This window comes from Kitasatospora dryopteridis, from assembly GCF_050749075.1.
GTDB lineage: Bacteria > Actinomycetota > Actinomycetes > Streptomycetales > Streptomycetaceae > Kitasatospora.
The window spans coordinates 7,764,768-7,787,821 of sequence record NZ_CP192749.1; the positions used below are offsets into that span (position 1 = coordinate 7,764,768).

Genomic DNA, 23,054 nt, shown 5'->3' on the forward strand with positions numbered 1-23,054 from the left:
GGCCGGATGAAGTGGCCGGCGTTGCGGAGCCGTCACAGTCGGGTCGACATGCCCCGGCCGCGTGCGCCGGGCTCCCAGACTTGCTGCATGACGATCACCCGCACCGCCGGGCCCGCCGCCCGGACAGCTGCCGCCTTCGCTGCCGTACTGCTGGCTGCCCCGGTGATGACGGCCTGCTCGGCGACGATGGTGGACGATTCCACCCCCGAGCGCCGTTCTGCCGTGCTGTACACGCCGGACGAGCCGCTGAACGACACCCAGCTGAGGATTGCGGCCGATCTGCTGGGGCGCCGTGCCGAGCGCAGTGGCCTCCACCACGTCACGGCGGAGGTGGTCGGCTCGGCGGTCCGGGTCTCCGCCGGGGGCGACGTGACGCAGGAGTTGTCCGCCCTGGGCGGTCGCGGGGCCCTCTCCTTCCGTCCGGTGGTGGCGGTCGGGGCGCCGGGTGCCTCCGTCGTCGGCACGGTGCCGGATGCGCTTCGGCAGCAGTTCTCCGCTCTTGACTGCACGGCTGCCGCCGCCCGCCCGGCCCGGCCGGAACCCGTCGGGGAGATGGTGGCCTGCGGTCGCGAGCCGGCTGCCGCCGGGGGCGGCACCAGTGCGTTCGTCCTCGGCGCGGCGGCGGTCGACGGCGCCCAGATCGCCAAGGCCGTGGCCTTCGACAGCCCGCTGTCGGACGGCTGGGAGGTGAAGCTGACCTTTACGGCCAGCGGGGGCAAGGCCTTCGCGGACCTGACCACCGCGGTGGCCGCCGGAACCGAGCCTGCCAACCAGGTCGCGGTCGTACTGGACGGCACGGTCATCTCCCATCCGCGGGTGGCGTCCGCGATCACCAGCGGCGCCACGCAAATCACGGGCGGATTCGACCGCGCAGGGGCCACGGCCCTGGCCGCGCAGCTCTCCACGACCCGCCTTCCGACGACCATGCGGGCGAGCAAGGTCTAGCTGTTCGGGGGCCGGCCCCACTGGTTTCCGCTCGCGTCCGCCGGGCGCCGGGCGTCCCTTCGGGCGTGCCGGTCATCCCCGTGCCGACCTCGACCGGTGCGGACGGCTTGTTCGCGGGAGGGTTCGGCGTCGAGTTCGCGCCCGAGAAGGACGGCCGGGGTGGTCGGCCACGGCCACACCGGGAAGACGACGACACCGGCGAGTTCCCGTCGGCGTGACCGTCCGGGAGCCGGCCGGCCGTACCCCCTGCCGCAGGCTTCCGGCGCGTAGGCTGCGTCGAGCCGGGTAGGCGGACGGGTCGAAGAACCTTCGGCTTCGACCGGGAACCATCATGCGCTCCTCCCATTCCCCCGCGGTCCTCGAGCACCGCCGACTGGACTTCCCGCCCCGCCCGGGCGGCGGCTGTGTGAGCGGGGGCCTCGACTTCACCCGCCGTGTCCTCACCGACTGGCACCTGAGCCGCCACCGGGCCGCAGACGAGGCCGGGCTGGTGGTCGCCGAACTGCTCGCGAACGCAGCCGAGCACGCCGGTGGCCCGCTCGCCCTCGATCTGCAGCGGCGCCGCGGCCGACTGCGGATCGCCGTCACCGACGCGAGCCCGGCTCCGCCGCGCCCAAGCCGGCACCACCGCCCGGAGGTCCCGCGCGGGCACGGCCTCGTCATCGTCGACCGCATCGCCGCCGACTGGGGCTGCCTCCCGGACCTCACCGGCAAGACCGTCTGGGCCGAGCTGCCCCTGCCGCCCGCGGCCGACCCGGACCCCGGGCGGGCACGCCGCGCAGCACTCGCCGACCCGGACCCGCTGTTCGACGCCTGAACGCCGCCCCGCCAACGCCGTAGGCCTTGCAACGGGTGTCCCGCACACGTCGACCCCCGGGGCGCCCCGCGCGTGCAGTCAGTCGGGCGGGGTGCCTGTCCGGTTCTCCAGGGCGTGGAGGAGACGGGCTTGGAACGCTTCGTCGCGTGCGGCGGGGTGGGCTGCCTGTGTCTGCTGGTGGTACCAGTAGCCACCGGTGGCCGGGGTGACGTCGTGGTGGGTGGCGAGCCACGCCTGGGTCCGGTGCCCGGCAGCGAGGTCGTCCGGTGCGGCGGCGCCGCCCATGCGGGTGGGGACCCAGCCCGGGTCGACCGCGTGGCTGGTGGTTCCCTCCCACCTGGACGCGAACGCGAGGGCGAGCGTGGTGACCCAGAGTTTGCTGTCGTCGTAGGAGACGGTGCCGGCGGTCAGCCGCCGAAGGTCGGTGGAGCCGGTGCGATGCATGGAGCTGCTGAGGTAGACGAGCCGGGCCGGCTTGTCCATCAGGACCGTCAGCAGGTAGGGGGCGATCGTGTTGACCGTGAGGACGTCGGGCGAGTGCAGGACGCCGGCGTTGTGGATGACGGCGTCGAAGCGGCCGAACTCCCGGGCCTGCCGGGCAGCGCTGCGGATCTCGTCCGGCTGGGCGAGGTCCCCGACGATTACGCCCTTCCACCGGCCGCCGCCGACATCCGTGCCGGTGAGGCGGGCCTGGTTGCGCACGTGGACGACCACGTCGTGCCCCTCGTCGGCCAAGGCGTTCGCCGTGTGGTGTCCGAGTCCGCCGGCTGCGCCGGTGACCAGAATCAGTGCCATGTCGCTCGTCTTCCGTCTGTGCAGCCGCGTGGTGTGAACGGCGGTACCCGCTCGGGACCTCGGTCGCGTGTACCCCCGCGGCCCGGCTCGACCACCCGGATGCCGGGTCCGGTCGGCCTGCGCACATTCTGGTACCGGCCCTGGCCGTTCGCATGCGTGACGTCTTGTGGAAGCGGTTCCGCGCCCGGCGTTGCGCCGGGCCGCCCGCTTATCCAGGAGGCCGATGATCCGGCTGCCCTCCTCTCCGGCCGCGAACGCCTGCCGGCGCCGCGGCAGGCCTCAGCCGGCGGACCTCCCGTCCTCGGCCCGGTCGGTCGGGTGCAGTTCGTAGAGGGCGAAGGCATGCCGTATGACCGGCTGCGCCACGTTGCGCACATGGACCCCGCCTGCGGTCATGCCGCGTTCGGTACCGGCGTGGGCGTGGCCGTGGACGGCCAGGTCGGCGCCGCCCTCGTCGATCGCCTCGGCCAGCAGGTAGCTGCCCAGGAAGGGGTAGATCTCCAGCGGCTCGCCGGCCAGCGTGTCCGGCACGGGGGAGAAGTGCGTCAGCGCGATCCTGAGGTCGCAGGCGGAGAGTTCGTCCAGCGCGGTGCGCAGCCCGTCGGCGAGCGACCGGGAGTAGCGGACGAAGGCCTTCATCTCGTCCTCGCCGAACTCCGAACCGCAGCGCCCCGCGAACCCTCCGCCGAAGCCCTTGGTGCCGGCGACGCCGACCTGCCGTCCGTCGACGGCCATGGTCACCGCGGTGCCCTCCAGCACGGTGACGCCGCCCTCCTTCTGCAGTACCGCCACCACGTCGCCGGGGCAGCCGTGGTGGTGGTCGTGGTTGCCGAGGACGGCGACCACGGGCACCGGCAGGCCGACGACCTCCGCGGCGACGGTGCGGGCCTCGTCGACCGTGCCGTGCCGGGTGAGGTCGCCGGCCAGCAGCAGGAGGTCGGCCGTCCCGCCCAGGCTCTCGAAGGCGGGGCGGTAGCGGCCCGCCGTGTCGGGTGCGAGGTGGATGTCGCCCACGGCGGCGACCCGGACGGCGCGGCCGGTCATTGCACGGTCTCCGGGTGGTCGGGTACGCCGGTGTCCGCCAGGGCGATGTCGGTGTGGACGCGGAGTCCGGCGAACTCCTCCGCCACGGCGTCCAGCAGGTAGCTGCGGCAGGCCGCGGTGGCCGCCACGGCCCGCACCAGCACGGAGTCGCCGCGGAAGTCGATCTGCAGGGCGAGTTCGGCGAACGGCCCGGCGGCGAGCCGCTCCTGCAGCCGGGCCGCCCGGTACTCGGCATGGCCCGTACCCTCGGGGCCCGACGTGCGGTCGACGGGTTTCACGGTGTCGCCTCCCGGGACGGCTCGATCACGTCGAGGCGTTCCAGCAGGTAGAGGAAGGCCTCGGCCATCGGCAGCCCGCGGCAGCGCGACCGGAGCTCGGCCCAGTCGATCTGCTCGCGCAGGGTCCTCGCGATCGGCAGCACCCTGCCGAAGTCGCAGTGGTGCTCGGAGAAGGCGGTGAGCTGGCTGGCCATCAGATCGGTCGGTGCCAGGACGGGCATCCACACCGAGTCCACCGGCCGCGAGACCGCGCGCTCCAGCAGGTCCTCGGTGACCGGACGGTCGGAGAGCGAGAAGATCAGGTCGATCTGCTGCCCCTGGAACTCGGTCTTGACCAGCCAGTCGTCCGGCGGGGACCAGACGCGCAGCCCGGCCGTGTTGAGGACCTCGGTCAGGGCGTCGACCTCGTCCCGCAGCACGCAGAAGTCGGTGTCGTGCAGTGTCCTCCGCGGCACTCCGTGCGCATAGGCGGCCACGCTTCCGGCGAGCGCGAACCGGTGGCCGCTGGCCTTGAGCAGGCGCGCCACCTGCTTGGTGGCCTCCAGGATGCCCTGGGAAGGGTCCCGGGCACCGTTACCGCCCGATGCGGCCGCGGGGGTCGTCGCCTGCTCGATACGGGAGACACCGGAGTCGGACACGCTGGGACCTCCTGTGGACGCCGGTCGGTCGGGGACGCCGGTCCGACCGCCCGGGCGGCAGGCCTTCCGTCCGGGGCACCTTGTCGGGCTCCGCCGCAGGGGCGGGCTGCCCGGCTTCTAGCCAGCGGCGCCCGGCCGAAACCGGAACCGCCAGGCGGACGGGCGGTACGCCCGGACGTCGGCGTTTGCCGCCCCCCGCGGCCGGGCAGGCGACCAGCCCGGTACTCCGCGATCGGAGGAGGATCCATGGAGGACATCCCGCAGGGCGGTGCCGGGGGAGTGCCCGGGCACCACGACGACGAACAGGACGACCGGCGGACCCCGACGGTGAAGACGGTGCGCGCGGGCACCCCGGTGGCCGAGCAGGACGCCGACACCGAACACCCGCCGTCCGACACCGAGCAGGACGGCAAGGGCGGCCGAGAGTCGGACTGAGCCCCACCGCACGTGAAAGACCGAGGGCAGGGCCCGTGGAACACCATGAATTCCTGCTGCTGGTGCGCGACGCCGGCGGCTACGAGAACGGTGGCGCGGACGAGGCCGTCGCCGCCGTACTCGCCCTGCTCGGCGAACTGCTCGGGACCGGCCCCGCCGAGGCACTGGCCGACCAACTTCCGGAGGAGCTCGGAGACCTGGTGGTCTCCGGGCCGGAGCGGGAGCCGTCCGGCTGGACGGCGGAGGCATTCCTCGGCCGGATCGCCGAGGCACGTGACACCACCGTCGACGAAGCGGCCGTGGATGCGTCCGCCGTCCTGCGGGCGGTGGCCGAGGCCGTGGACGACAGCGAACTCGACGACCTGGTGAACGGGCTGCCCGCAGGGTTCGCCGATCTCTTCGGCCACCCGGAACTCTTCTGAGAGCGGCGCAGCACCAACCCGAGGAGGACGCCGTCATGCCCACCGAACCGCATCCCCACCGCGCCCGGGCCCGACACCCCGAGGGGCCCTCCGCCGAGAAGGTCCGCCGGGAGAGGGACGCGCTCGCCGCGATCGGCGCACTCCTCGACGAACTCACCGCCCTCGGACCGGGCGAAGCGAGGTTCCGGCGGCGGCCGCCGGTCGTCGTGCGCCGCCCCGGGGCCGAAGCCTCCGGCGGTCTCCCCGACTTCGGCGCGACAGCGTGAGCGTGACCGCATCCCGGCCCGGCCGTCCGCGCAGCGCGTACTTCGCTCCGGGGGCTGACTTCGACCTTCGTACGGTCCACACTGGTGCTGTGACCAGGCCACTCGTCCCTCCCCTGCGCCCTGAGTCCCCGGCAGCGCCTCCTCTGCGGAGGCAGCCGGCCGGGCGGGACGCCCCGTCGCCGCGGCGCCGAGGACACCTGACCGCGGAGGGCGGCCAGGACAGCGCCACCGCGCCCCTGCTGCGTCGCGCGCTGCTCAGCGAAATCGGCCATTGCACGCCCGGCGGGGCGGTCACCGTCGACCTGTGCGCGCTGTCCCGGTGCTCCGACACGGGCATCGCGGTGCTGCGTGAGGCGCTGAGCGCCGCAGCAGCACGCGGAGTCGAACTCCGTTTCGTCGGACCGCACTCCGCCGTTCGCCACGCACTCGGCCTGGTCGACGTCGGCGGCTGGCACGTCGCCGTCCCGTGACGGCCGGAACGGGCGGCCGGGAGCTCCTACACCGGGTCGTCCGGCCGGTCACCGGTGGTGCGCCGACCGTCGTAGTGGGTGTCCACGGGCGGCGGCTCCCGGTCCTTGCGGCGCTGACCCAGCACGAACGCCAGGACGAGGACGACGACCAGGGCTGCGCCGGCCGCGATCAGCCACAGGTGCGGACCGGCGCCGTTGGCGGCGATCCCGGTCCAGTCGGTCGGTTGTGCCACGCGTTCCCAGTTCATGACGCGACGCCTGTCCGGTGAGGAAGCAGCCAAACCCCGACCGCGTCCGCTCGCTCACGGTTGACCCTCGGCCCGCCGGGTAGCCGCCGCACGTGCTCACCATCGGCGTGGAGGAGGAGTACCTCCTCGTCTCCCCGGCCACCGGGGTGCCGGTCGCGCGCGCCGCCCAGGTTCTCGCCGCGGCCGGCCTGCACCCGGCGGTGGAGCACGGCGAGGTGCAGCACGAACTGCTCCAGGCCCAGCTGGAGGTGGCCACCCCGGTCTGCCGCGGCCTCGACGAACTCGGCGGCCACCTGCTGCGGCTGCGCCACTGCCTCAGCGATGCCGCCGAGGCCTGCGGCTGCCGACTCGCCGCCTGCGGCTCCGCCCCGTTCACGGACCGGCTCCCCGTGCCCGTCACGCCCTCGGTGCGCTACCGGCGGATGCGCCGGGACGCCCCCGCCCTCACCGACGAGCAGCTGATCAACGGCATGCACGTGCACATCGGTGTCCCCGGCCGGGCGGAGGGCGTGGCCGTGCTCAACGGGCTGCGGTCCTGGCTGCCCGTACTGACCGCGCTGAGCGCCAACTCCCCGCTGTGGCGCGGCCGGGACACCGGTTTCGCCAGCTGGCGCACCGTCGTCTTCGGCCGCTGGCCGGCGAGCGGCGTGCCCCCGTTCTTCGCCGACGCCGCCGACTACGACCGGCGAATCCACCGGCTGGTCGCCACCGGGCTCGTTCGCGACACCGGGCAGCTGTACTGGCAGGCCCGGCTGTCCGAGCGCTACCCGACGATCGAGGTCCGCGCGATGGACGTCCAGATGCGGGCGGACGAGGCCGTCCTGCTCGCCGGGCTCGTACGGGCCCTCGCCACCCGCATCCTGGACCCGGACCGGCCTGCCGCCGTGCCGTCCGCCCCGCCGGAGCTCCTGCAGACCGCCGCCTGGTACGCCGCCCGCCACGGCATCGCCGAGCGGCTGCCCGATCCCGCCACCGGCACCCTCGGCCCGGCCTCCGAGGCGGCCGGAACCCTCCTCGCCGCCGTCGGGCCGGAGCTCCGGGCGACCGGCGACCTGGAACGCATCGACGAAGCCTTGCGCCGCCTGCTCACGGGCGGGAACGGCGCCGTCCGCCAACGTCGCCGGCTCCGGCAGACCGGCCGCAAGGGCCTCGTCCGTATGATCACCGACGAGACGGGCGGTGTGCTGCTCTGAGGCGGCCCGGACAGCCCGGCGGCCGTCCGGGAGCGAACGGCGATCGGAACGGCGATTGGAACGGCGATTTGCGGGCAAACGCTCGAATTCAGGCGATTTCGGCGCCTGAACGACGCGCCGGCTCGCGGACCGGGCCGACCGGAGTGGGTGGACAGCCATGAGCACCGTCGCACGAAGACTGCCGCTGAGCAGGCAGCAGACAGCCCTCTACGAGCGGGCCGCCGAACTCGGCTGGGCCGTGCGCCGCGAGCCCGCCGACCGGACTCGGAACGAACGCATGCTCTTCAGCCGGCCCGGACGTTCGCTGATGGCCGTCTTCTCGCACGACGGCGCCTTCGCCTACGCCAGGGCCTCCGGCCCGGGCACCGGTGTCGTCGAACTCGACCTCCCCGCGACCATGCGGGAACTGCAGGCGGACACCTCCCCGGCAACCGCCTCCACGAGCAACCGCCCGGCCGGGCAGGCCCAGATCACCCCGGCCGAGCGGCCCGGGGAGACGCCACCGGCCGAGGGGAGCACCACGGCGGGCATCTCGGTGCCCGAGCCACCGGAACTGCGCCGGGCCTGGGGCCCGTGGCCGCTGGTGGTCATCGGACTGCTCGTCCTCTGCGTCATCGTGTTCATGGTGGCGCGCATCATCGCCTGATCCGACGGCGCACCTCCGCGTACGAGCGGCGCTGCGCCGGGGGCGGCCGGAAACCATAGGAGTCGGAATCGGCGTCGGGAGGACGCCATGATCGACGATCGCGCAGGACTGCCGGACCGCCGCGTCCGGTACCTGCGGCCCGGGCAGGAACGCGCTCTGGCCACGGCCATGGCCTTCGTCCGGCAGACCCTGGACGACTGGTACCCGGTCCGCGGCGACGGGCCCGAGGTGAGGCGTGCACGGGAGGACACTCTGCTGGTGGCGGACGAACTGCTGGCCAACGCTTGCGCGCACACCTCCGGGCCGACGCGCCTCGAACTCGACCGTGCCGGCCGGCGCCTGTGTATCGCGGTCACCGACGGGGACCTCAGGCCGCCGGTCCTCCGACACCCCTACCGGCCCGAGGCGCCGACCGGCCACGGCCTGCACATCGTGGACCAACTGGCGCTGCGCTGGGGGCACACACCTGCCGTGGGCGGAAAGACCGTGTGGGCCGAACTCGTCCCGCCGCTTCCCCCCGTCAACGGGGTGCCCGTCGGTCCGCGCCGCCGGCGCCGCCTGCGGTGACGCGGCCGGTCGTCATACGGCGTGCAGAGCTCCCGGTACCCCCGGCCCCTGCGTCGGATGGTCGTGATGTGCGCCTCCTACGCCGTGCCGCGGTCGGTGACGTAGTCCCGTACCCGGTCGATCAGCCCGACACCGGGGGCCAGCAGCTTGCGGGCGGCCGGGGAGGAGGGCGCACCGGGGTGCGGGTGCGTCGGTGCGGTCGACTTGGAGAGGCGCACGCTGTCGCCGAGTTGGTCGAGGTCGGCCTTGCTGCAGGCCGCGCGCAGGGCCGGGAAGAGGTTCTGCTCCTCGTCGCGGATGTGCGAGGTGACCTCTTCCACCAGGGTGGTCGCCAGACCCGCCAGCGCGGCGTCGTCGGCGTCCCTGTCCTCGATCTCCTTCAGCAGCCGTTCGACCCTCGCATGGTCCTCGACCTCGCGGTCGGCCATCGCGTCGCCGCCGGGCACGTGCTTGCGCACCGCGGGGTACAGGTGGGCCTCCTCCGCGACCGAGTGCCGGACGAGCTCGATCGTGACCTCGTCGAGCAGGGCCTTGCGGTGTCCTCCGGTGGCCCTGAGGATCTGCGCGAAGAGTTCCTCGACCTCGCGGTGGTCGGTCTCCAGCTCCTTGACGACGTCGCCGCCGTGGCCTGCCATCGCAGCCTCCTGGGGTCGGGCCCGCTCGGTGCGGGCCGGTAGCCGGCGGCTGCCCCGTGGGCCCGGGTGCACACGTGCTGTGCGGGCGAAGGAGCAGAATCGGGGGGTTGTCGTGTCGCACCGCCGCCGACGGGTACGCCGGGGGGCGGCGCGGAGTAGCGTCGGAGCAGGCCCGTTCCCGTGCCCGGAGGTGGTGATGGAGTCGTTCGTGTTCGACAGCGCGAGCCTGGAGGCGACGGAGGAGTTCCTCTCCGCGGCCTACACACCCATGCGGATCGGCGGGCCGGTCGAGGACGCACGGGTGCGGATCAGCCGGCGCGCGGCCGGCAACCTGTCGGTGGACCGCCTGTCGTTCGGCTACGACATGGGCTACGACGCCGGCAGCCTCGGCAAGGTCTGCCTGATCAGCATGCACGAGGGCGCGCTGGTCGACCGGACCGACGGCCGCGAGGAGGTGTTCTCCGCCGGGGAGACCTTCCTGGTGGCCCCGCCCGACCGCCCCTACCGGGGTGAGGTCAAGGCGGCCCGCTACACCATCGCCATGTTCGACCCCGCCCTGCTGACGGAGGTCGCCCCGGCGCTCGCCGACGGCCGCGGGCCGGTGCGGCTGACCGGGCACCGCGCGGTCACGGCGGCGGCGAACCGGCAGCTGACCGCGGCGGTGGCCTATCTGCGCGACGGCGTCCTGGACAACCCGGTCGCCCGTGAGTCGGAGCTGGTGGTGTCCACCGCCGCCCAGCACCTGGCGGCCGCGACGCTGGCCGCGCTCCCGCACACCGCCCGCACCGACCCGGCACTGGCCGACACCCGGGACGCCACCCCCGCGACCCTGCGCCGGGCCGTCGCGTTCATCGAGGACAACGCCCACCTGGACATCACCCTCGCCGCCATCGCCGCGGCGGCCTTCGTCACGCCCAGGGCCTTGCAGTACTCGTTCCGCCGGCACGCCGGATGCACCCCGCTGGCCCACCTGCGCCGTGTCCGGATGGCACGGGCGCACGCCGAACTCAGGGCCGCAACGCTGCAGAGCGGTACGACGGTCACCCAGGTCGCCGCCCGCTGGGGCTTCGCGCACCCCGGCCGCTTCGCCGAGGCCTACCGGCGCGCCTACGGGGTCGCCCCCTCGGTCACGTTGAAGAGGTGACCGCCGCGCCCTGCGCGTGCGGGTGTCACGGCAGGGGGCGGAGCCGTGGCACCCGCGCTGCGCCTCTGGTCAGCACGGGACGTTTCAAACCCTGTGCCCGTCGGCCGGGGTCCATCCACGGGTTGATCGCGCAGCTGACGGCGAAGTGCGCGGGTGGGCACAGCGGGTACCGCCTGCGGCGGGGTTCGCGGTGGGGCAGGGACGTCACGGTCGCGCGCCTGCCCGTGACCTGCCGGGGCATACACGCGGTGTGCGTGGAGCGGGCGGGCCCGGGTAGGCGCGGCTCGCACCGACGCTCCCGAACCTGGAGGTGGCCCGTGAGCGAGGCCTTCGACTCGGAATCCGCGGTGTGGGCACTCACCGTGCAGGAACAGCCGCCCGGGCCTCCCGTCGCGGAGGCGTTCATCGAAGTCGGGCCGCGGTGGCACGGTGAGCTGCTGGAGCACGCCCTGGAGAGCGGGTTCCTGCTGGCGGTGGGCGAGGCACCGCAGAGCACCGCCGTGCTGGAGATGCGCGGCGCGCTGGTCGAGCGGCTGGTCCTCGTGGGCGGCCGGCAGGTGTGGGAACCCGTGCCCAGGCCGGCGGCATCGCCCGAGTGGCGGACCGCGGCCCGCGAACGCGGCGAGGTCCTGGTCGTCGTGCTCCCGCCCGGCACGTGCGTGGGCGAGGGGGCGGAGCGCGACCCGCAGGAGCAGGCCGACGGGCTCACCGACAGCGTCGCCGCGGCCTGCGACGAGGGCGTGGTGCTGCACGGCACGGCCGGGCTCGCACTGCTCTGATCCCGTCCCGGTTGGGCCCGCCGGCTCCCGGGTACACGTTGCAGTCCGATCGAACGACCCAGCACGGAAGGAACGAGGTGCACCATGACCTCCGGCGACCTCATCGACGTCCTCGTCGCCGACCACGACCGGCTCCGGATGCTGTTCGGCCGCATGGCCGGTACCCCGCTCGGGGACCCGCTGCGCCGTGAACTCCTGGACGAGGCCGCCGGCCTGCTGGAGCGCCACATGGCGGTCGAGGAGCAGATCCTCTACCCGCTGGCGCTGCGCACCCTGCCGGACCGCCGGGAGGTCGTGGTACGCGAGCAGGCCGGCCTGGCCACCATGGGGGCGCTGCTCGACGACCTCTCGCGGCTCGGCGAAGCCGTCCCGCTGTTCGACCGCAAGGTCGCACTGCTCGTACGGGAGGTCACCGGCCACGCCAGCGAGGAGCAGGCACTGCTTCTGCGCGACCTCGGCGCCGCCGCATCCGAGCAGGAACTGGCGGACGCGGGCGAGCGGGCCCGATCCGGCAGGCTCCACAAGGTGCACCGCTCTCCGGCCGACCGGCCTCGGGACGACCTCCCGGTGTACTGACGGTCACCGCCACCCGGCAGGTCAGCAGCCGTCCTTCACGGGCGGCTGTTCGGCCGGGCCGATCCCGGGCACGGTGTCGGCCTCGGTCACCCGGAGCAGGCGCCTCATCCGGGATGTGGGTGCGGCCAGGGCCGGGCAGTCCACCACCGGCGTGTCCGGAGCAGGTGCACTGCCCAGAGCCTCCTTCTGGTCGGCCACGGCCGGCATCCGCACCCCGGGCGGAGCCGGGCACGGCGTGACGCGGAGCTCCGTGTCCATGGATCCGCTCCTTCCGCCACGGGTACCCGGCAGGGCTCCCTTCGACGGGTGGTTCCCGCGGTGTCTTCCCACACCCCGGCAGACGAAGCGTCCGGGCCCGAACGACCGCAGAGCGAACTCCTGTGGCCGGCGGGCACCCGGGCGTTACGGCAGGGAGGGAACGGCTACACGCTCCCCCGGGGGCCCATCGGACGCGGGAGACGAGCGTGGACCGGAGAACGGGTCACTGGCACCTTCCTCTCGGACCGGTCGACGGCCACGGCCTCCAGGTCGGCGTGGCCTATGTCCGCCGTGCGCTGGCCCGTGGTTCGGCGCCCGCACCCCTCGAAGGGCCGGAGGCGAACGACGCGCTGCTCGTCGCCTGCGAACTGCTCGCCAACGCCTACCGCCACACGCCGGGCCCGCTCTGCCTGGACCTCGACCTGGACCACGAGACCCTCACCGTGTCGGTGACCGACGCGAGCACCCGGCCGCCGGTGGTGCGCCCCTACCGGCCGCAGGAGCCGCACGGCCACGGCATGCACATCGTGGACCGGCTCGCCGTGACCTGGGGCGTCACGCCCGCACCGAGCGGCAAGACCGTGTGGGCGGTCCTGCCCGCCCCCTGACCGGACCGCCACCCCCGACCGGCCGTGGACGGATCCCGGTTGCTCCGGGCAGGCGCGTGCCGAGGACTCCGCCCCCCGCCCGCGGGGTGCCCGAGCCTAGGGCGGTGCGACGTCCAGCACGAGCAGGGCGATGTCGTCGGTGTGCCGGCCGGTCGGCCAGGTGTGGTGCACCAGTCCGTCGATGAGCCGGTCGGGGGTGGCGGCCCGGCTGTGCGTGAGGAGACCGGCCAGCTCGGCCGCGTTCCGGGACGCGTCGGTGCCGGGGACTTCGACCAGCCCGTCGGTGTAGAGGGCCAGCAGTGTGCGGTCGGGGAGCGGAAGGGTGGTGAGCGGGTAGGCGGCCGTGGTGTCGACACCGAGCAGCGGGCCGGACTCGACGGTCAGGACGTGGCCTCGGCCGGTGGGCCGGCGCAGCAGCGGGGGCGGGTGGCCGGCGGAGGCGATGGTGGCCTGGCGCCGGGTGAGGTCCAGTTGGGCGTAGAGGCAGGAGACGAGGAGGCCGGGGTCGAGGTCGGCGAGGAGCCGGTTGGTGCGGGTGAGGACCTGGTCGGGAGCGGCACCGGCGGTCGCGTGGGCGTGCACGGCGGTGCGGACCTGGCCCATGAGGGCGGGCGGGCGCTCGGCGTCGTCCAGGAGGCGGGCGAGGAGGCGCGCCCGGGTGGTGATGTCCTTGCGCTCGCGGGGCGTGGCGTGCTCGGGATGGTCCGCCGGGAAGATCAGCAGGAGGGCACCCCAGACCCGGCGGGTCCCGCTGAGCGGGGCGGCCGCGAGGGCGAGCCGGTAGGGCAGGGCCACGGCGATGCGGGAGTACGACCGGGCCAGATCCTCCTGCGAGCCGACCCACACGAACCGGTCCTGAAGTACGGCGTCGCAGACCGGCAGCGGCGAGGTGAGGGGGATGCGGCGCCAGGCCGCGGTGAGTCCCGAGGGCAGGCCGTAGGCCACGGCCATGACCAGGACGGGGTCCCGGTCCAGGAGGAAGACGGCGCCTGCGGACGCGCCGGCCCGGTGCACGGCCGCGGCCAGCGCCGCGTCGAGTTCCGTGTCCGGACCGGCCGGGTCGGGTCGTCTGCGCCGTGTGAGGTCGGGTGCCTTCTCGGTGGGAGTGTCCATGCTCGGGCCCTCCGGACGTACGGTCGAAGGACGTACGGCCGATCCGGTGTCCGCCGGGCGGGGCGGCCGCCGTGGGGCGGCCGCCGCCGCGTTCAGCGGCCGAGGGCGTCGGCGAGCTGCTTCTTGTTCATCTTCGAACGGCCGTGGATGTTGCGCTGCTTGGCCTCGTTGTACAGCTGGTCGTAGGTCGGGCCCTCGGACCCGGAGTGCGAGCGCTGCCCGCCGCGACGCGAGGACGACATGTCCTGGATGGAGGAGCGGCTGGCGGTCTTCGACTCGCCGTGCCGGGCGCGTTCCTTGTTGACGGTACGCGCGGCGATCTCCTTCGCCCGCTTCTCGCTCTCGCCCCGGTCCAGCGCACTGTCCTTGATGTGTTCGTACTGGCGTTCCCTCTTCTTGCTCGAGCCGGCCGGCATGGCTCCTCCTCGTGCTCGTGCCGTCTGCTTGGCTGCGCGCCTACCCGGCGGACTCCCGCCCATTCGTCCCGCCGCTGCCGGGGGCAGGTCTCGACGGCAACCCGCGCGGTCTGCGGCTGCGGGTCCGCGGCGTCGGGGACGAGCATGCCGGCCTCGACCCGGTGCGCAGGCAGGCGAGGACGTCGCCGTTCAGGCGCTCGCCAGGCGGGGCGGCCGGAATGCCCGGCGGGCACGGGGTGAGCATCCCGGCGGTGGTCGCACACGTGCAGGTCGATCTGGAGGTGGAAGACGGAACTCTGCTCGAGGGCGGAGACCGTCTTGTGGACGGAGGTGACGCACACGTCGGCGCCCGCGTCCATGGCCCGGGTCGGCAGCCCGGGACGGAACGGCAGGGGGCGCCCCAGGCCTCGTCCACGATCAGCGGCCGGCCGTGCCGGTGGGCGGTTTCGGCGACCGCGGCAGGTCGGCGCAGGTGCCGTACGGCGTGGGGGAGGTGACGAGGGCTCCGCGGGCGTCGGGGTGTTCGCGGAACGCGGCGGCGCCTGTCCCCTCGGCCTGTGCGAGAAAGCCGTGCACGCGCGACGGCGGGCCGCCGGGACCGAGCCCGGCGACCCGCCGCCCCTGCTGCGGTCAGGAGCTGCCGGGGGAGATCCGGCCGCGCCAGCCGCCGCTCTCCATGCCCTGCTGCTCGATGAACGACTTGAAGCGCTTCAGGTCGCCCTTGACCCGGCGGTCGACCATCCCCATGGCGTCCGCGGCCTTCTCGGCGACGCCGCCCGGTTCGAAGTCCATCGCCAGGCGCACCATCGTGTGGCGGTCGTCCAGGCGCTCGAACGTCACCACGCCCATCTGCCGGACGTCCCCTCCCATGGTCCGCCACGCGATCTTCTGGTCGGGCAGCTGGTCGACGATCTCGGTGTCGAACTCCCGGCTCACCCCGGCGACCTTGGTCTTCCAGTGGTTGTGCCGCTCGTCGACCTGGGTGACTTCTTCGACACCCTCCATGAAGCGGGGGAAGTCCTCGAACTGCGTCCACTGGTTGTACGCGGTGTGCAGCGGAACCTCGACCTCGACGGACTCTTGAACCATGCTCATGCCGGCCTCCAGTCTCTACTCGTCCAACAGGTCCGCCACGCGCTTGCCCGGTCGGCCGCGGTTCTAACGGGAGCCACCGGTCTGTCCTCACACCCGCGGGTGAACGAGCGCCTGTCCGGGAACCGCGGTGACCCCGGCGGCACCTCGGACGGCACCCGTTCGGGCGCACCGCACCGGGCGTTGCGGCGGGCCGCCGCCGGGCGCTGCAGTGATGATGAGCGGATGACTGATTCTTCGTCCGACGACGGGGCCCTGCCCCAGGAGCCGCTGCCCTCGGAGGCTCTGCCGCAGGCCGCGCTGGCAAGGCTCACCGAGCTGCGGGAGCTGGCGGCCGGCGCAGTGGAGTCCTGGGAGGCCGGGGACCGGCAGGCCGCCTACCACGCGATGACCGAGGCGGTACCGGCGGTGGCGGCAGCGGCTGCCGTACTGGGCGTGCTCGTCGAGACCGGCAGCGGTCGGGAGGAGTACGACCGGCGGCCGGCCGAGGGCCCGGTCGGACATTGGTGGGGCTGACGGCGCTTGGTTCCCGTCCACGCGCGTAGCCGCTGAGGCGGTGCGGTGCCGAGACGCCCGGTGGTGTCCGGCCCGTCCCGCACCGCCGTCGAGGAGGTGGTCCGCGATGGCCGGCACCACCGTTTCGGGCCCGAGCGGAACGGATCCCCCGCTGCTCCCGACACCGGACGCCGGCACCTCCGGGCTGTTCGCGGACACTCCGCGCGGCGTCTGCCCGAGACCGAGCGGCCTCCTGCAGTACGCGTTCCGCCGCCATCTGGACACCACGCCGCCGGCCCACCTGCGCCGGGTCCGCCCGGACGCGGCACACCGGGACCTGCTTGCGGCGGACCCGGCGACCACCACGGTGACCGAGATCGCCGCACGCCGGGGCTTCGGCCACCCCGGCCGGTTCGCCGCCTCGTACCGCGAGGCCTACCGGACCGCCCCGCGCACCACGCCCGCCACCCGGGCCCGAGCCCGCCGCCGGTGCTCCGCCACGCCGGAAGGTGCGTGCCGGCACATCCGTTTTCCGGGCCGACGGGCCGGGCAGCCGCGAGGCAGGGAAGAATCGGACCCTCCCGAGGAGCGCGCCATGGACATCGGCTTCCTCGCACCACTGGTCGACCGGCCCGGCCCCTGGGCCACGGTCTGCCTCGACACCTCCCGCACGACCGAGGACGCCGCGCAGCGGCAGACGCTGCTCCGGCGGGCGGCCGTGCGCGAACTCATCGACCGGGGGGCCGACCCCGGTGTCTGCCGAGCCGTTTGGGAGCACCTCGAGAACGAGCCCGTCTCGGACTCCCCGCCCGGGCGGGCCCTGTTCGCCGCGGGCGGCGAAGTCGTGCTCGATGTTCCGCTCACCACCGCACCGGTCGGCGTGGAGACCGCCTGGGGGCCGCTGCCGCACCTGTCCAACCTGCTCGGGCGCCTGGAGGCCGCGGCCGCCGAATGCCTGGTCGCGGCCGTCGACCGCACGGGCGCCGACCTGGAGACCCGCCGCCTCGGCAGACCCCAACCCGTCGGCAGGGTGGACGGCGTGACCAGGCAGGGCAGAGGGCACCGCGCACCGCCCGCCGACCGCTACGAGTGGCACTACCGGCACCGGGAACAGGACGACTGGGACCGGACCGCCGACACCATCGCCGAGCAGCTCGCCGGAACCCGGTCGCAGTTCGGCGCGGAGCTGGTCGTCCTCACCGGCGACGCCCGGGAGCGGCGCGCCGTCCACCAACGGCTGCCGCAGGAGCTCCAGCCCCTCACCGTGGAAGTGGACGGCGGCGGCCGGGCCGGCGGCATCCGCGCAGAGGCCTTCGAACGGCGGCTCGACGAGGCGTGGCGGCAATTCCGCCGCCACCGTGCCGAGGAAGTCCTGGACCGGTTCCGCAGCGGCACCGGGCGGCCCGGCGAGCACCGGACGGACGGCGCGGGAACCGAGATCGCGCCGGGAGCCGCGGCGGAGGGCGTTCCGGCCGTCATGGCCGCCGCCCGGCAGCGCCAACTCGCCACCCTGCTGCTCCGCGAGGACGGCCCGGACACCCACCGCGAGGTGTGGATCGGCCCGGAGCCCGAGCACATCGGCGTCGACCGCGGCGAGGTACGCGGCATGGGTGTGGCCCACCCCGTGCAGGCGCCCGCCGGAGACGCCCTGCTGCGCTGCGCCATCGCCTCGCGGGCCGAGGCGATCCCCGTGCCGGACGACACGGACGGCCCGGTCGGCGGTGTGGGAGCCGTGCTGCGCTGGCGGACCTGACCGGGAGGGACGGAGGGGCGGCCCGGCTGCCGCGGTGCCAGGGCCGGCGTCTGCCCGGCACGCCGACGGGGAACGGCAGACACCCGGCGCAGGCCGGCGGTGCTTGGCACCCCGCGCACCGGGTAGCCACCCCGGTACTTCCGACCGCCGACCACCCGGAGGAAGCCGTGAGACCGAGCCACCCCGTCGCCGTACCCGCCGCCCGCCGGGGCGGCCACCGCCCCGGCCGGCGCTCCCCGCTGGGCCCGCAGGGCCGGGTCCGCCGCATGCCCGGGCCGCTGCTCCCACGCGCCCGGAGTGCCTTCGAGGCCTCCCGCCGCGCCGCCGCCGTCTGACCCGGCCTGCCGGCGTCCCGAAGGGCTGGTCGCCCCTGCGACGACGGAGGCCGCCCGCAGGCCGTCACGAGCACGCGGGAGGCAGGTCCTGTGCAGGCGCCCGTCCGGTGCAGCTTCGGTGCGGCTACCGGTGCCGGTCGCGCAGGCATACGGTGGAGTCCCGGTGCCATGCGCACGCCGTGTGCCCGTCACCTGCTTCTTCGAGGGAGGGCGGTGCCGTGTCCGAGACGGATCTGAGGGCCGGCACGGTCGCAGTCGGCGGGGCCGTGGTGTGCACCTTCGCGGGTGACATCCACCTGGACACCGAGGGTGAGCTCCGAAGCGTCCTGGTGCAGGCCCTCGGCCGGCTCCCGCGGGTGCTGGCGATCGACCTGAGCGGTGTGGAGCTGTTCACCTCCAGCGGTCTGAACGAGCTGATCATCGTCCGCACGGAGGCGGCCGACCGGGGAGTGCCCGTCGTCCTCGTGGCACCGAGCTCCGGCGTACGGCGGGTCCTGGAGCTGACCGACGCGCTCGGCGTCTTCCCCGTGTACGCGACCGCCGAGGAGGCCGCGCGGCACCCGGGGAATCGGCCGCCTCCCGGCGGATAGGCCTCGGAACGAGGGGCAGACGCGTCAGCAAGAGCAGCTCACGCCTGTCTGGGACGTCAGTATGTACTCCTCTCGCGCCCTCGTGGCCGTCGATCGCCGCCGGCTGGCCTTCCCGCCCGGAGGCGGTCCGGGCTGCGTGAGCGAGGGCATCGTCTTCGCTCGCCGCAGTCTCGCCGGCTGGCACCTCGAGAGCACCGTCGCCGGCACTGCGGCGGCCGACGCGGTCATGGCCGCGGCCGAGCTGCTGGCCAACGCCGTCGACCACGCCGGGGGACCGCTCGCCCTGGACCTCGGCCGACACGGCGGACACCTGCGGGTCGCCGTCACCGATCCGAGTTCTGCCCCGCCCCACCTGCACGAGCAGTACCGCCCCGATGCCGTGAACGGCCACGGCCTGGTCATCGTGGACCGCGTGGCCGCGGCCTGGGGCTGCACCTTCCACGACGGCGGCAAGACGGTCTGGGCCGAGCTCGCTCTTTCCCCGGTGGGCGGACCCGACCCCGGCCGGGCGCGCCGGGCCGCGCTCGCCGACCCGGACCCGCTCTTCGACAACTGACGGCCGCCGGGCAGAGCCGTTGCGAGCCGAGGAAGGCCGGCCGCCGAGTACGGGCACGTCCTCGGGGCCACCGAGCACCGCCTCGACTGCGGCGAGGCACGGGGCGGGCCGCGCGTTCTGCCTCCAGCCAGGCGGCGTGCGGCCCTGTCATGCATCTGGCCGCGTTGTGCGGCCGCAAACGCCCGCAGCCGGGTAGACGCGTGCGTGCCCGCGGCAAGCCGGTCGGCACCGGGCCGAGGCGAGGAGGATCCGTCATGAAGAGGCACCGACAGACACCGCTCGAGACCCGCGGCGCAGCCGCGCAGCCGCGCCGGGAGGTGAAGCCGCAGGACGAAGCCGCCGGCGACCGTTCCTACGGCGACCGCGCGTCCGAAGCCGACCCCGACCCCGCCCCCGCAGGCCGGCGGACCCGCGACGACACCGCCCCGCACGAGCGCTACGACGCAACGGCCGAGGCCGCCGACAGGGCCCGCCGCACCCCCGGACAGCCGGAGGACCCCTCCGCACCCCCCGACCGCTGATCCCACACCGGAGCCTGCGCCGGTCATTGCGGACGGACGGGAGTCAAGGGCCCCCGGCCGTCCGCGCCCCGACCGTCCTCCGGGAGCCCCGCGTCGGGGCCGTCGATCCGGGGGCGGGCCCGGTCGACGACGAAGACACGGTCGGTCTCGGTCAGCCGGAGCAGTTGGCGCATCTGGCGGGCGGGGGCGGCGAGGCGGAACGCGATCCCGGCCCCGAGCGCGGCTTCTCGGCCGCGCAGCAGCTCGTTGAGCCCCGCGGCGGCGCAGAATTCCAGCCCGCTGCAGTCCACCACCACGGCGGCCGCGGCAGGCTCGGCGGCCACCGCCCTGAGGATGGCCGCACGCAACCGGTCGGCGGTGTCCATGTCGGCGTCGCCGGCGACTTCCACGACTCGCACACCATCCGGGCCGGTGCGGTGGGTGATGCGGAGCTCGGGTCGCACATCGGTCTCCTGCCGATAGGTTTGCCTGCCTCGGACATTCCTGCCTTGAAAGCCTGGACGGTCCCGTGTACCGGCCGCAGCCCCCGGAGCGAAGACCACGGCTTCCGGCAGGTCGTCCGACGAAATGCGCCGCCCGCGCCGGCCGTCCCGACAGGGGTGCACGGAGCCGTCCGGTGTTCGTTTGCGGAGCGGGCTCCCCGGCGTAGCGTCGGTGGTGGTGGCCGTGCGCGGGACCGGTGCTCCACCGGGGACCTCGTGGGCCGGAAGGACGTGATCACCATGCCCGAGGCGCCGACGCGCTGGCTGCTGACCTTCCCCGGGACACCGGGTGCACACGGCGAGCAGGACACGGTCGTCGTGGAGGTCCAGGCCGACACCGGCCCCCACGGCCAGCCGGTCTATGCCGATGCGGAGGGTACCGTCCGGGTGGAGATCGCGGACGGCGGTGTCGTCCATCTGCTGGCCTGCGAGGGGCGACCAGAACCGGACACACCCGTGCACGCCCAGCCGCTTCCCTGACCTGGGGGCGCACGCGCTCTTGACGGCGGGCGGATGCGGGTCGAAACTCCGGCAGGAGAACCTCGAGCGTAGGCGGGAGAGCAGTGAGGCAGACCGGACCGGTCACCGCGAGCGCGGCCCACGCCGTGCGGCTGCTCCCGATGCTGACGTCCCGTCGCCACATCGACCTGCTGCGGGTGTGCAGCAGCCTGGGACAAGCAGCTCACCGCAGCGGCGGCCACGCAGCCTGACGACCTGACTCCGGATCAGGAGTCCCCTCTTTCTGCGGCCCCTGGCCGCCCCTTCACCCCCGCCGGATACCGGCACGCCCGTTCGCGTGCCCGCGCAGCCCGGGAGACCCTCGTGCCCGCCTCGTTTCCCTCCGCCGCCGTGCCCGCCTTCCGCGCCAGGATCGGGCGCGACGCCCGCAGCGGGTACAGCGCCGTGCCGCACCGCTACCGGCTCCACCTGGCGCTCTCCTGTCCGCACTGTCTGCAGATCGCCGTCACCCACAGCCTGCTCGGCCTCGACGGAACGCTCCCGGTGACCTGGCTGCCGGCGCTGCCCGACGACGGCGAGGGCGGATACCTGGCGCTGCGGCCGCTGTACGACTCCAGTGCGCACCGGCACCGCGGACCGGCCGCGGCACCCGTGCTCGGCGACGACTGGAGCGGACGGATCGTCAGCACCGACAGCGGTGAGATCCTCACCGACCTGGCCCGGTGGTTCGACCGGGACGGAACGGACCTCCGGCCGCAGGGGTCCGGCGCCGCCGTCGAGGCCGTGCGGCAGCTGTGCGAACGCAGCATCGACGTCCCGGCCCAGCACGCGGGCCTGGCCGGCATCGACCCGGCCGCGCGCGAGGCGGCCCTGCGGAGCCTGCTGGACGGGCTCGGTGCGCTCGAGCAGCGCCTCGCCACCGGGGAGTACCTGCTGGGCGAGGGTGTGACCCTGGCGGACGTGCGGGTCTGGGCGAGTCTCGTGGAGCTGGACACCGTGCACCGGTGGCACCTGAACGCCGCCGCCGTGGACCGGATCGCCGACCACCCCCGGGTGTGGGCCTACGCCCGCCGACTGGCCGCCCACCCCGCCTTCGGCCGCCATCTCGACCTGGACGGCGTCGCCCGCCGCCACCGCGCCCACTGCCGGGGCGAGGAGGCCGCGGGAGCGGCGATGCCGATCGTGGACTGGGCGGCGTCCGCACAGGCCCGGGTGGGCGTGGCCGGCTGAACGGCAACGGCGCCGGCAGGCCCGTCCCGCGGGCCGGCCGGCGCCGATCTGGTCAGCTGAGGGACCGCAGCGCCGCGGCGTCGAACGGCTTCAGCTCCTCGTGCCGCCCCTGGAGGACCTTCACCGCCCAGTCCGGGTCCTGGAGCAGGGCGCGGCCGACGGCCACCATGTCGAACTCGTCGCGCTCCAGCCGGTCCAGCAGGTTGTCGATGCCCTGGACCGGGGAGCCCTCGCCGATGAAGCCGCGGATGAAGTCGCCGTCCAGGCCGACGGAGCCGACGGTGATGGCGGGCCTGCCGGTGAGCTTCTTGGTCCAGCCCGCGAGGTTCAGGTCCGAACCCTCGAACTCGGGGATCCAGTAGCGGCGGGTGGAGGCGTGGAAGGCGTCGACGCCCGCAGCCGCCAGCGGGGCCAGGATCGCGTCCAGCTCCTCCGGGGTCTCGGCGAGCCTCGCGTCGTACGCCTCCTGCTTCCACTGCGAGTAGCGGAAGATGATCGGGAAGTCGGCGGAGACGCGCTCGCGGACGGCGGCCACGATCTCGGCCGCGAACCGGGTGCGGGCCACCGGGTCGCCGCCGTAGCCGTCGGTGCGGCGGTTCGTCCCCGCCCAGAGGAACTGGTCGAGCAGGTAGCCGTGCGCGCCGTGCAGCTCGACGCCGTCGAAGCCGATGCGCTCGGCGTCCGCCGCGGCGTCCGCGAAGGCGCCGATGACGTCGTCCAGGTCGCTCCGGGTCATCGCCCGGCCGTCCTCGGTGCCGTCGATGCGGAGGCCGGAGGGGCCGACCGCGGGGGCGTCGGCGTACGGCGGCTCGCCCTGCTTGCGGACCATGCCGATGTGCCACAGCTGGGGCACGATGGTGCCGCCGGCCGCGTGGACGGCCTCGGCGACCTCCGCCCACCCGGCGAGCTGCTCCTCGCCGTGGAACCGCGGCACGCGGTCGCTCTGCCCCGCCGACTCGTGGCCGACGTAGGTGCCCTCGGTGACGATCAGGCCCACGCCCGCGGCGGCGCGGCGGGCGTAGTACGAGCGCACGTCCTCGCCCGGGACGCCGCCCGGCGAGAACATCCGCGTCATCGGCGCCATGGCGATCCGGTTGGGCACGGTCAGGCCGTTCAGCGCGACGGGCCGGGACAGGAGTTCGGCCGCGCGGGAGGCGGACGGTGCGGTGGCGGTCATGAGTCCTCGCAGGCACTTGGCGACAGATGCATGTGCATTTACTTCGTCGTGTGCCAACCGCCCCGCCGGCC

34 protein-coding genes and 1 pseudogene are annotated in these 23,054 nt (G+C 74.4%); 22 read left to right on the forward strand and 13 right to left on the reverse strand.

The genetic code is table 11. The features are described from left to right. The first annotated feature begins 87 nt into the window (after nt 1-87). Both ACQ614_RS35360 and ACQ614_RS35365 read left to right on the forward strand, forming a co-directional pair. Nucleotides 88-945, forward strand: a complete 858-nt coding sequence (locus ACQ614_RS35360; protein ID WP_431683207.1) for a SecDF P1 head subdomain-containing protein — start codon at nt 88-90, stop codon at nt 943-945. A gap of 331 nt (nt 946-1,276) precedes the next feature. Further along, nucleotides 1,277-1,762, forward strand: coding sequence for an ATP-binding protein (locus ACQ614_RS35365; protein ID WP_431683208.1), 486 nt, complete (start codon nt 1,277-1,279; stop codon nt 1,760-1,762). A 78-nt stretch (nt 1,763-1,840) separates the two neighbouring features. On the opposite strand, the gene ACQ614_RS35370 is transcribed toward ACQ614_RS35365, so the two are convergent. From ACQ614_RS35370 to ACQ614_RS35385, 4 genes are all read right to left on the reverse strand, one after another. Then, nucleotides 1,841-2,557, reverse strand: a complete 717-nt coding sequence (locus tag ACQ614_RS35370) for an SDR family NAD(P)-dependent oxidoreductase (RefSeq protein WP_431683209.1) — start codon at nt 2,555-2,557, stop codon at nt 1,841-1,843. 279 nt (nt 2,558-2,836) lie between these two features. Continuing rightward, on the reverse strand, nt 2,837-3,601 hold the full coding sequence (locus tag ACQ614_RS35375) for a metallophosphoesterase family protein (protein WP_431683210.1): 765 nt from the start codon (nt 3,599-3,601) through the stop codon (nt 2,837-2,839). Then, nucleotides 3,598-3,879 (reverse strand): hypothetical protein, encoded by a 282-nt coding sequence (locus ACQ614_RS35380; protein WP_431683211.1) that lies wholly within the window; start codon nt 3,877-3,879, stop codon nt 3,598-3,600. Before ACQ614_RS35380 ends, ACQ614_RS35375 begins: the two co-directional genes overlap by 4 nt. Further along, a complete protein-coding gene (locus tag ACQ614_RS35385; protein WP_431683212.1) occupies nt 3,876-4,517 on the reverse strand; it encodes a nucleotidyltransferase family protein in 642 nt (213 codons plus the stop codon). The genes ACQ614_RS35380 and ACQ614_RS35385 overlap by 4 nt, the downstream gene beginning before the upstream one ends. Nucleotides 4,518-4,763: 246 nt before the next feature. On the opposite strand from ACQ614_RS35385, the gene ACQ614_RS35390 reads away from it, so the two are divergent. From ACQ614_RS35390 to ACQ614_RS35405, 4 genes are all read left to right on the forward strand, one after another. Beyond that, nucleotides 4,764-4,952, forward strand: a complete 189-nt coding sequence (locus ACQ614_RS35390) for a hypothetical protein (protein WP_431683213.1) — start codon at nt 4,764-4,766, stop codon at nt 4,950-4,952. Between the two features lie 35 nt (nt 4,953-4,987). Further along, nucleotides 4,988-5,374 (forward strand): DUF2267 domain-containing protein, encoded by a 387-nt coding sequence (locus ACQ614_RS35395; protein WP_431683214.1) that lies wholly within the window; start codon nt 4,988-4,990, stop codon nt 5,372-5,374. A gap of 35 nt (nt 5,375-5,409) precedes the next feature. Further along, nucleotides 5,410-5,640, forward strand: a complete 231-nt coding sequence (locus ACQ614_RS35400; protein ID WP_431683215.1) for a hypothetical protein — start codon at nt 5,410-5,412, stop codon at nt 5,638-5,640. A gap of 89 nt (nt 5,641-5,729) precedes the next feature. Continuing rightward, complete coding sequence (locus ACQ614_RS35405) at nt 5,730-6,110, forward strand: STAS domain-containing protein (RefSeq protein WP_431683216.1); 381 nt, start codon at nt 5,730-5,732, stop codon at nt 6,108-6,110. Nucleotides 6,111-6,136: 26 nt separating this feature from the next. On the opposite strand, the gene ACQ614_RS35410 is transcribed toward ACQ614_RS35405, so the two are convergent. Then, complete coding sequence (locus ACQ614_RS35410; protein WP_431683217.1) at nt 6,137-6,358, reverse strand: hypothetical protein; 222 nt, start codon at nt 6,356-6,358, stop codon at nt 6,137-6,139. Nucleotides 6,359-6,450: 92 nt separating this feature from the next. Here ACQ614_RS35410 and ACQ614_RS35415 point away from each other — a divergent pair, with 92 nt between their 5' ends. The 3 genes from ACQ614_RS35415 to ACQ614_RS35425 all read left to right on the forward strand — a co-directional run bounded on the left by ACQ614_RS35415 (nt 6,451) and on the right by ACQ614_RS35425 (nt 8,764). Beyond that, nucleotides 6,451-7,551, forward strand: a complete 1,101-nt coding sequence (locus ACQ614_RS35415) for a carboxylate-amine ligase (RefSeq protein ID WP_431683218.1) — start codon at nt 6,451-6,453, stop codon at nt 7,549-7,551. A gap of 157 nt (nt 7,552-7,708) precedes the next feature. Beyond that, entirely contained in the window at nt 7,709-8,197 is a 489-nt protein-coding gene (locus ACQ614_RS35420) for a DUF6480 family protein (RefSeq protein WP_431683219.1), read from the forward strand. An 87-nt stretch (nt 8,198-8,284) separates the two neighbouring features. Then, nucleotides 8,285-8,764, forward strand: a complete 480-nt coding sequence (locus ACQ614_RS35425; RefSeq protein WP_431683220.1) for an ATP-binding protein — start codon at nt 8,285-8,287, stop codon at nt 8,762-8,764. A 77-nt stretch (nt 8,765-8,841) separates the two neighbouring features. Here ACQ614_RS35425 and ACQ614_RS35430 read toward each other — a convergent pair whose 3' ends face one another. Beyond that, nucleotides 8,842-9,399, reverse strand: a complete 558-nt coding sequence (locus ACQ614_RS35430) for a hemerythrin domain-containing protein (protein ID WP_431683221.1) — start codon at nt 9,397-9,399, stop codon at nt 8,842-8,844. A gap of 196 nt (nt 9,400-9,595) precedes the next feature. Here ACQ614_RS35430 and ACQ614_RS35435 point away from each other — a divergent pair, with 196 nt between their 5' ends. The 3 genes from ACQ614_RS35435 to ACQ614_RS35445 all read left to right on the forward strand — a co-directional run bounded on the left by ACQ614_RS35435 (nt 9,596) and on the right by ACQ614_RS35445 (nt 11,898). Next, nucleotides 9,596-10,543: a helix-turn-helix domain-containing protein gene (locus ACQ614_RS35435; protein ID WP_431683222.1), complete on the forward strand. Its 948-nt coding sequence runs from the start codon at nt 9,596-9,598 to the stop codon at nt 10,541-10,543. 317 nt (nt 10,544-10,860) lie between these two features. After that, nucleotides 10,861-11,322 (forward strand): hypothetical protein, encoded by a 462-nt coding sequence (locus ACQ614_RS35440; protein ID WP_431683223.1) that lies wholly within the window; start codon nt 10,861-10,863, stop codon nt 11,320-11,322. A gap of 84 nt (nt 11,323-11,406) precedes the next feature. After that, a complete protein-coding gene (locus ACQ614_RS35445; protein WP_431683224.1) occupies nt 11,407-11,898 on the forward strand; it encodes a hemerythrin domain-containing protein in 492 nt (163 codons plus the stop codon). A gap of 21 nt (nt 11,899-11,919) precedes the next feature. On the opposite strand, the gene ACQ614_RS35450 is transcribed toward ACQ614_RS35445, so the two are convergent. Then, nucleotides 11,920-12,156: a hypothetical protein gene (locus tag ACQ614_RS35450; protein ID WP_431683225.1), complete on the reverse strand. Its 237-nt coding sequence runs from the start codon at nt 12,154-12,156 to the stop codon at nt 11,920-11,922. A 206-nt stretch (nt 12,157-12,362) separates the two neighbouring features. On the opposite strand from ACQ614_RS35450, the gene ACQ614_RS35455 reads away from it, so the two are divergent. Next, nucleotides 12,363-12,764 carry an ATP-binding protein gene (locus ACQ614_RS35455; protein ID WP_431683226.1) on the forward strand — a complete coding sequence of 134 codons (402 nt, stop codon included), beginning with the start codon at nt 12,363-12,365 and terminating at the stop codon, nt 12,762-12,764. A gap of 96 nt (nt 12,765-12,860) precedes the next feature. On the opposite strand, the gene ACQ614_RS35460 is transcribed toward ACQ614_RS35455, so the two are convergent. The 4 genes and pseudogenes from ACQ614_RS35460 to ACQ614_RS35475 all read right to left on the reverse strand — a co-directional run bounded on the left by ACQ614_RS35460 (nt 12,861) and on the right by ACQ614_RS35475 (nt 15,388). After that, entirely contained in the window at nt 12,861-13,877 is a 1,017-nt protein-coding gene (locus tag ACQ614_RS35460) for a PP2C family protein-serine/threonine phosphatase (protein ID WP_431683227.1), read from the reverse strand. A gap of 92 nt (nt 13,878-13,969) precedes the next feature. Further along, a complete protein-coding gene (locus ACQ614_RS35465) occupies nt 13,970-14,293 on the reverse strand; it encodes a plasmid stabilization protein (RefSeq protein ID WP_431683228.1) in 324 nt (107 codons plus the stop codon). Between the two features lie 266 nt (nt 14,294-14,559). Then, a pseudogene (locus ACQ614_RS35470) lies at nt 14,560-14,830 on the reverse strand (ornithine decarboxylase); the annotation flags it as partial. A gap of 93 nt (nt 14,831-14,923) precedes the next feature. Beyond that, nucleotides 14,924-15,388 (reverse strand): SRPBCC family protein, encoded by a 465-nt coding sequence (locus tag ACQ614_RS35475; protein WP_431683229.1) that lies wholly within the window; start codon nt 15,386-15,388, stop codon nt 14,924-14,926. 222 nt (nt 15,389-15,610) lie between these two features. Here ACQ614_RS35475 and ACQ614_RS35480 point away from each other — a divergent pair, with 222 nt between their 5' ends. The 6 genes from ACQ614_RS35480 (at nt 15,611) to ACQ614_RS35505 (ending at nt 19,635) form a co-directional block, all read left to right on the forward strand. Further along, entirely contained in the window at nt 15,611-15,901 is a 291-nt protein-coding gene (locus tag ACQ614_RS35480) for a hypothetical protein (RefSeq protein WP_431683230.1), read from the forward strand. A 106-nt stretch (nt 15,902-16,007) separates the two neighbouring features. Beyond that, nucleotides 16,008-17,633, forward strand: a complete 1,626-nt coding sequence (locus ACQ614_RS35485) for a helix-turn-helix domain-containing protein (RefSeq protein ID WP_431683231.1) — start codon at nt 16,008-16,010, stop codon at nt 17,631-17,633. A gap of 167 nt (nt 17,634-17,800) precedes the next feature. Further along, nucleotides 17,801-17,968, forward strand: coding sequence for a hypothetical protein (locus tag ACQ614_RS35490; protein ID WP_431683232.1), 168 nt, complete (start codon nt 17,801-17,803; stop codon nt 17,966-17,968). Nucleotides 17,969-18,186: 218 nt separating this feature from the next. Further along, a complete protein-coding gene (locus ACQ614_RS35495; RefSeq protein ID WP_431683233.1) occupies nt 18,187-18,558 on the forward strand; it encodes an STAS domain-containing protein in 372 nt (123 codons plus the stop codon). Nucleotides 18,559-18,694: 136 nt separating this feature from the next. Next, nucleotides 18,695-19,114, forward strand: coding sequence for an ATP-binding protein (locus ACQ614_RS35500; RefSeq protein ID WP_431683234.1), 420 nt, complete (start codon nt 18,695-18,697; stop codon nt 19,112-19,114). 254 nt (nt 19,115-19,368) lie between these two features. Further along, entirely contained in the window at nt 19,369-19,635 is a 267-nt protein-coding gene (locus ACQ614_RS35505; protein WP_431683235.1) for a hypothetical protein, read from the forward strand. Nucleotides 19,636-19,658: 23 nt separating this feature from the next. Here ACQ614_RS35505 and ACQ614_RS35510 read toward each other — a convergent pair whose 3' ends face one another. Next, nucleotides 19,659-20,078, reverse strand: a complete 420-nt coding sequence (locus ACQ614_RS35510; RefSeq protein ID WP_431683236.1) for an STAS domain-containing protein — start codon at nt 20,076-20,078, stop codon at nt 19,659-19,661. A 255-nt stretch (nt 20,079-20,333) separates the two neighbouring features. Between ACQ614_RS35510 and ACQ614_RS35515 the strand changes: the two genes are divergently transcribed. The 3 genes from ACQ614_RS35515 to ACQ614_RS35525 all read left to right on the forward strand — a co-directional run bounded on the left by ACQ614_RS35515 (nt 20,334) and on the right by ACQ614_RS35525 (nt 21,806). After that, on the forward strand, nt 20,334-20,597 hold the full coding sequence (locus ACQ614_RS35515; RefSeq protein WP_431683237.1) for a DUF6296 family protein: 264 nt from the start codon (nt 20,334-20,336) through the stop codon (nt 20,595-20,597). A gap of 83 nt (nt 20,598-20,680) precedes the next feature. Further along, entirely contained in the window at nt 20,681-20,827 is a 147-nt protein-coding gene (locus ACQ614_RS35520) for a putative leader peptide (protein ID WP_431683238.1), read from the forward strand. Between the two features lie 112 nt (nt 20,828-20,939). Continuing rightward, nucleotides 20,940-21,806 carry a glutathione S-transferase C-terminal domain-containing protein gene (locus tag ACQ614_RS35525; RefSeq protein WP_431683239.1) on the forward strand — a complete coding sequence of 289 codons (867 nt, stop codon included), beginning with the start codon at nt 20,940-20,942 and terminating at the stop codon, nt 21,804-21,806. Between the two features lie 52 nt (nt 21,807-21,858). Here ACQ614_RS35525 and ACQ614_RS35530 read toward each other — a convergent pair whose 3' ends face one another. Continuing rightward, entirely contained in the window at nt 21,859-22,983 is a 1,125-nt protein-coding gene (locus ACQ614_RS35530; RefSeq protein WP_431683240.1) for an NADH:flavin oxidoreductase, read from the reverse strand. Nucleotides 22,984-23,054: the final 71 nt, after the last annotated feature.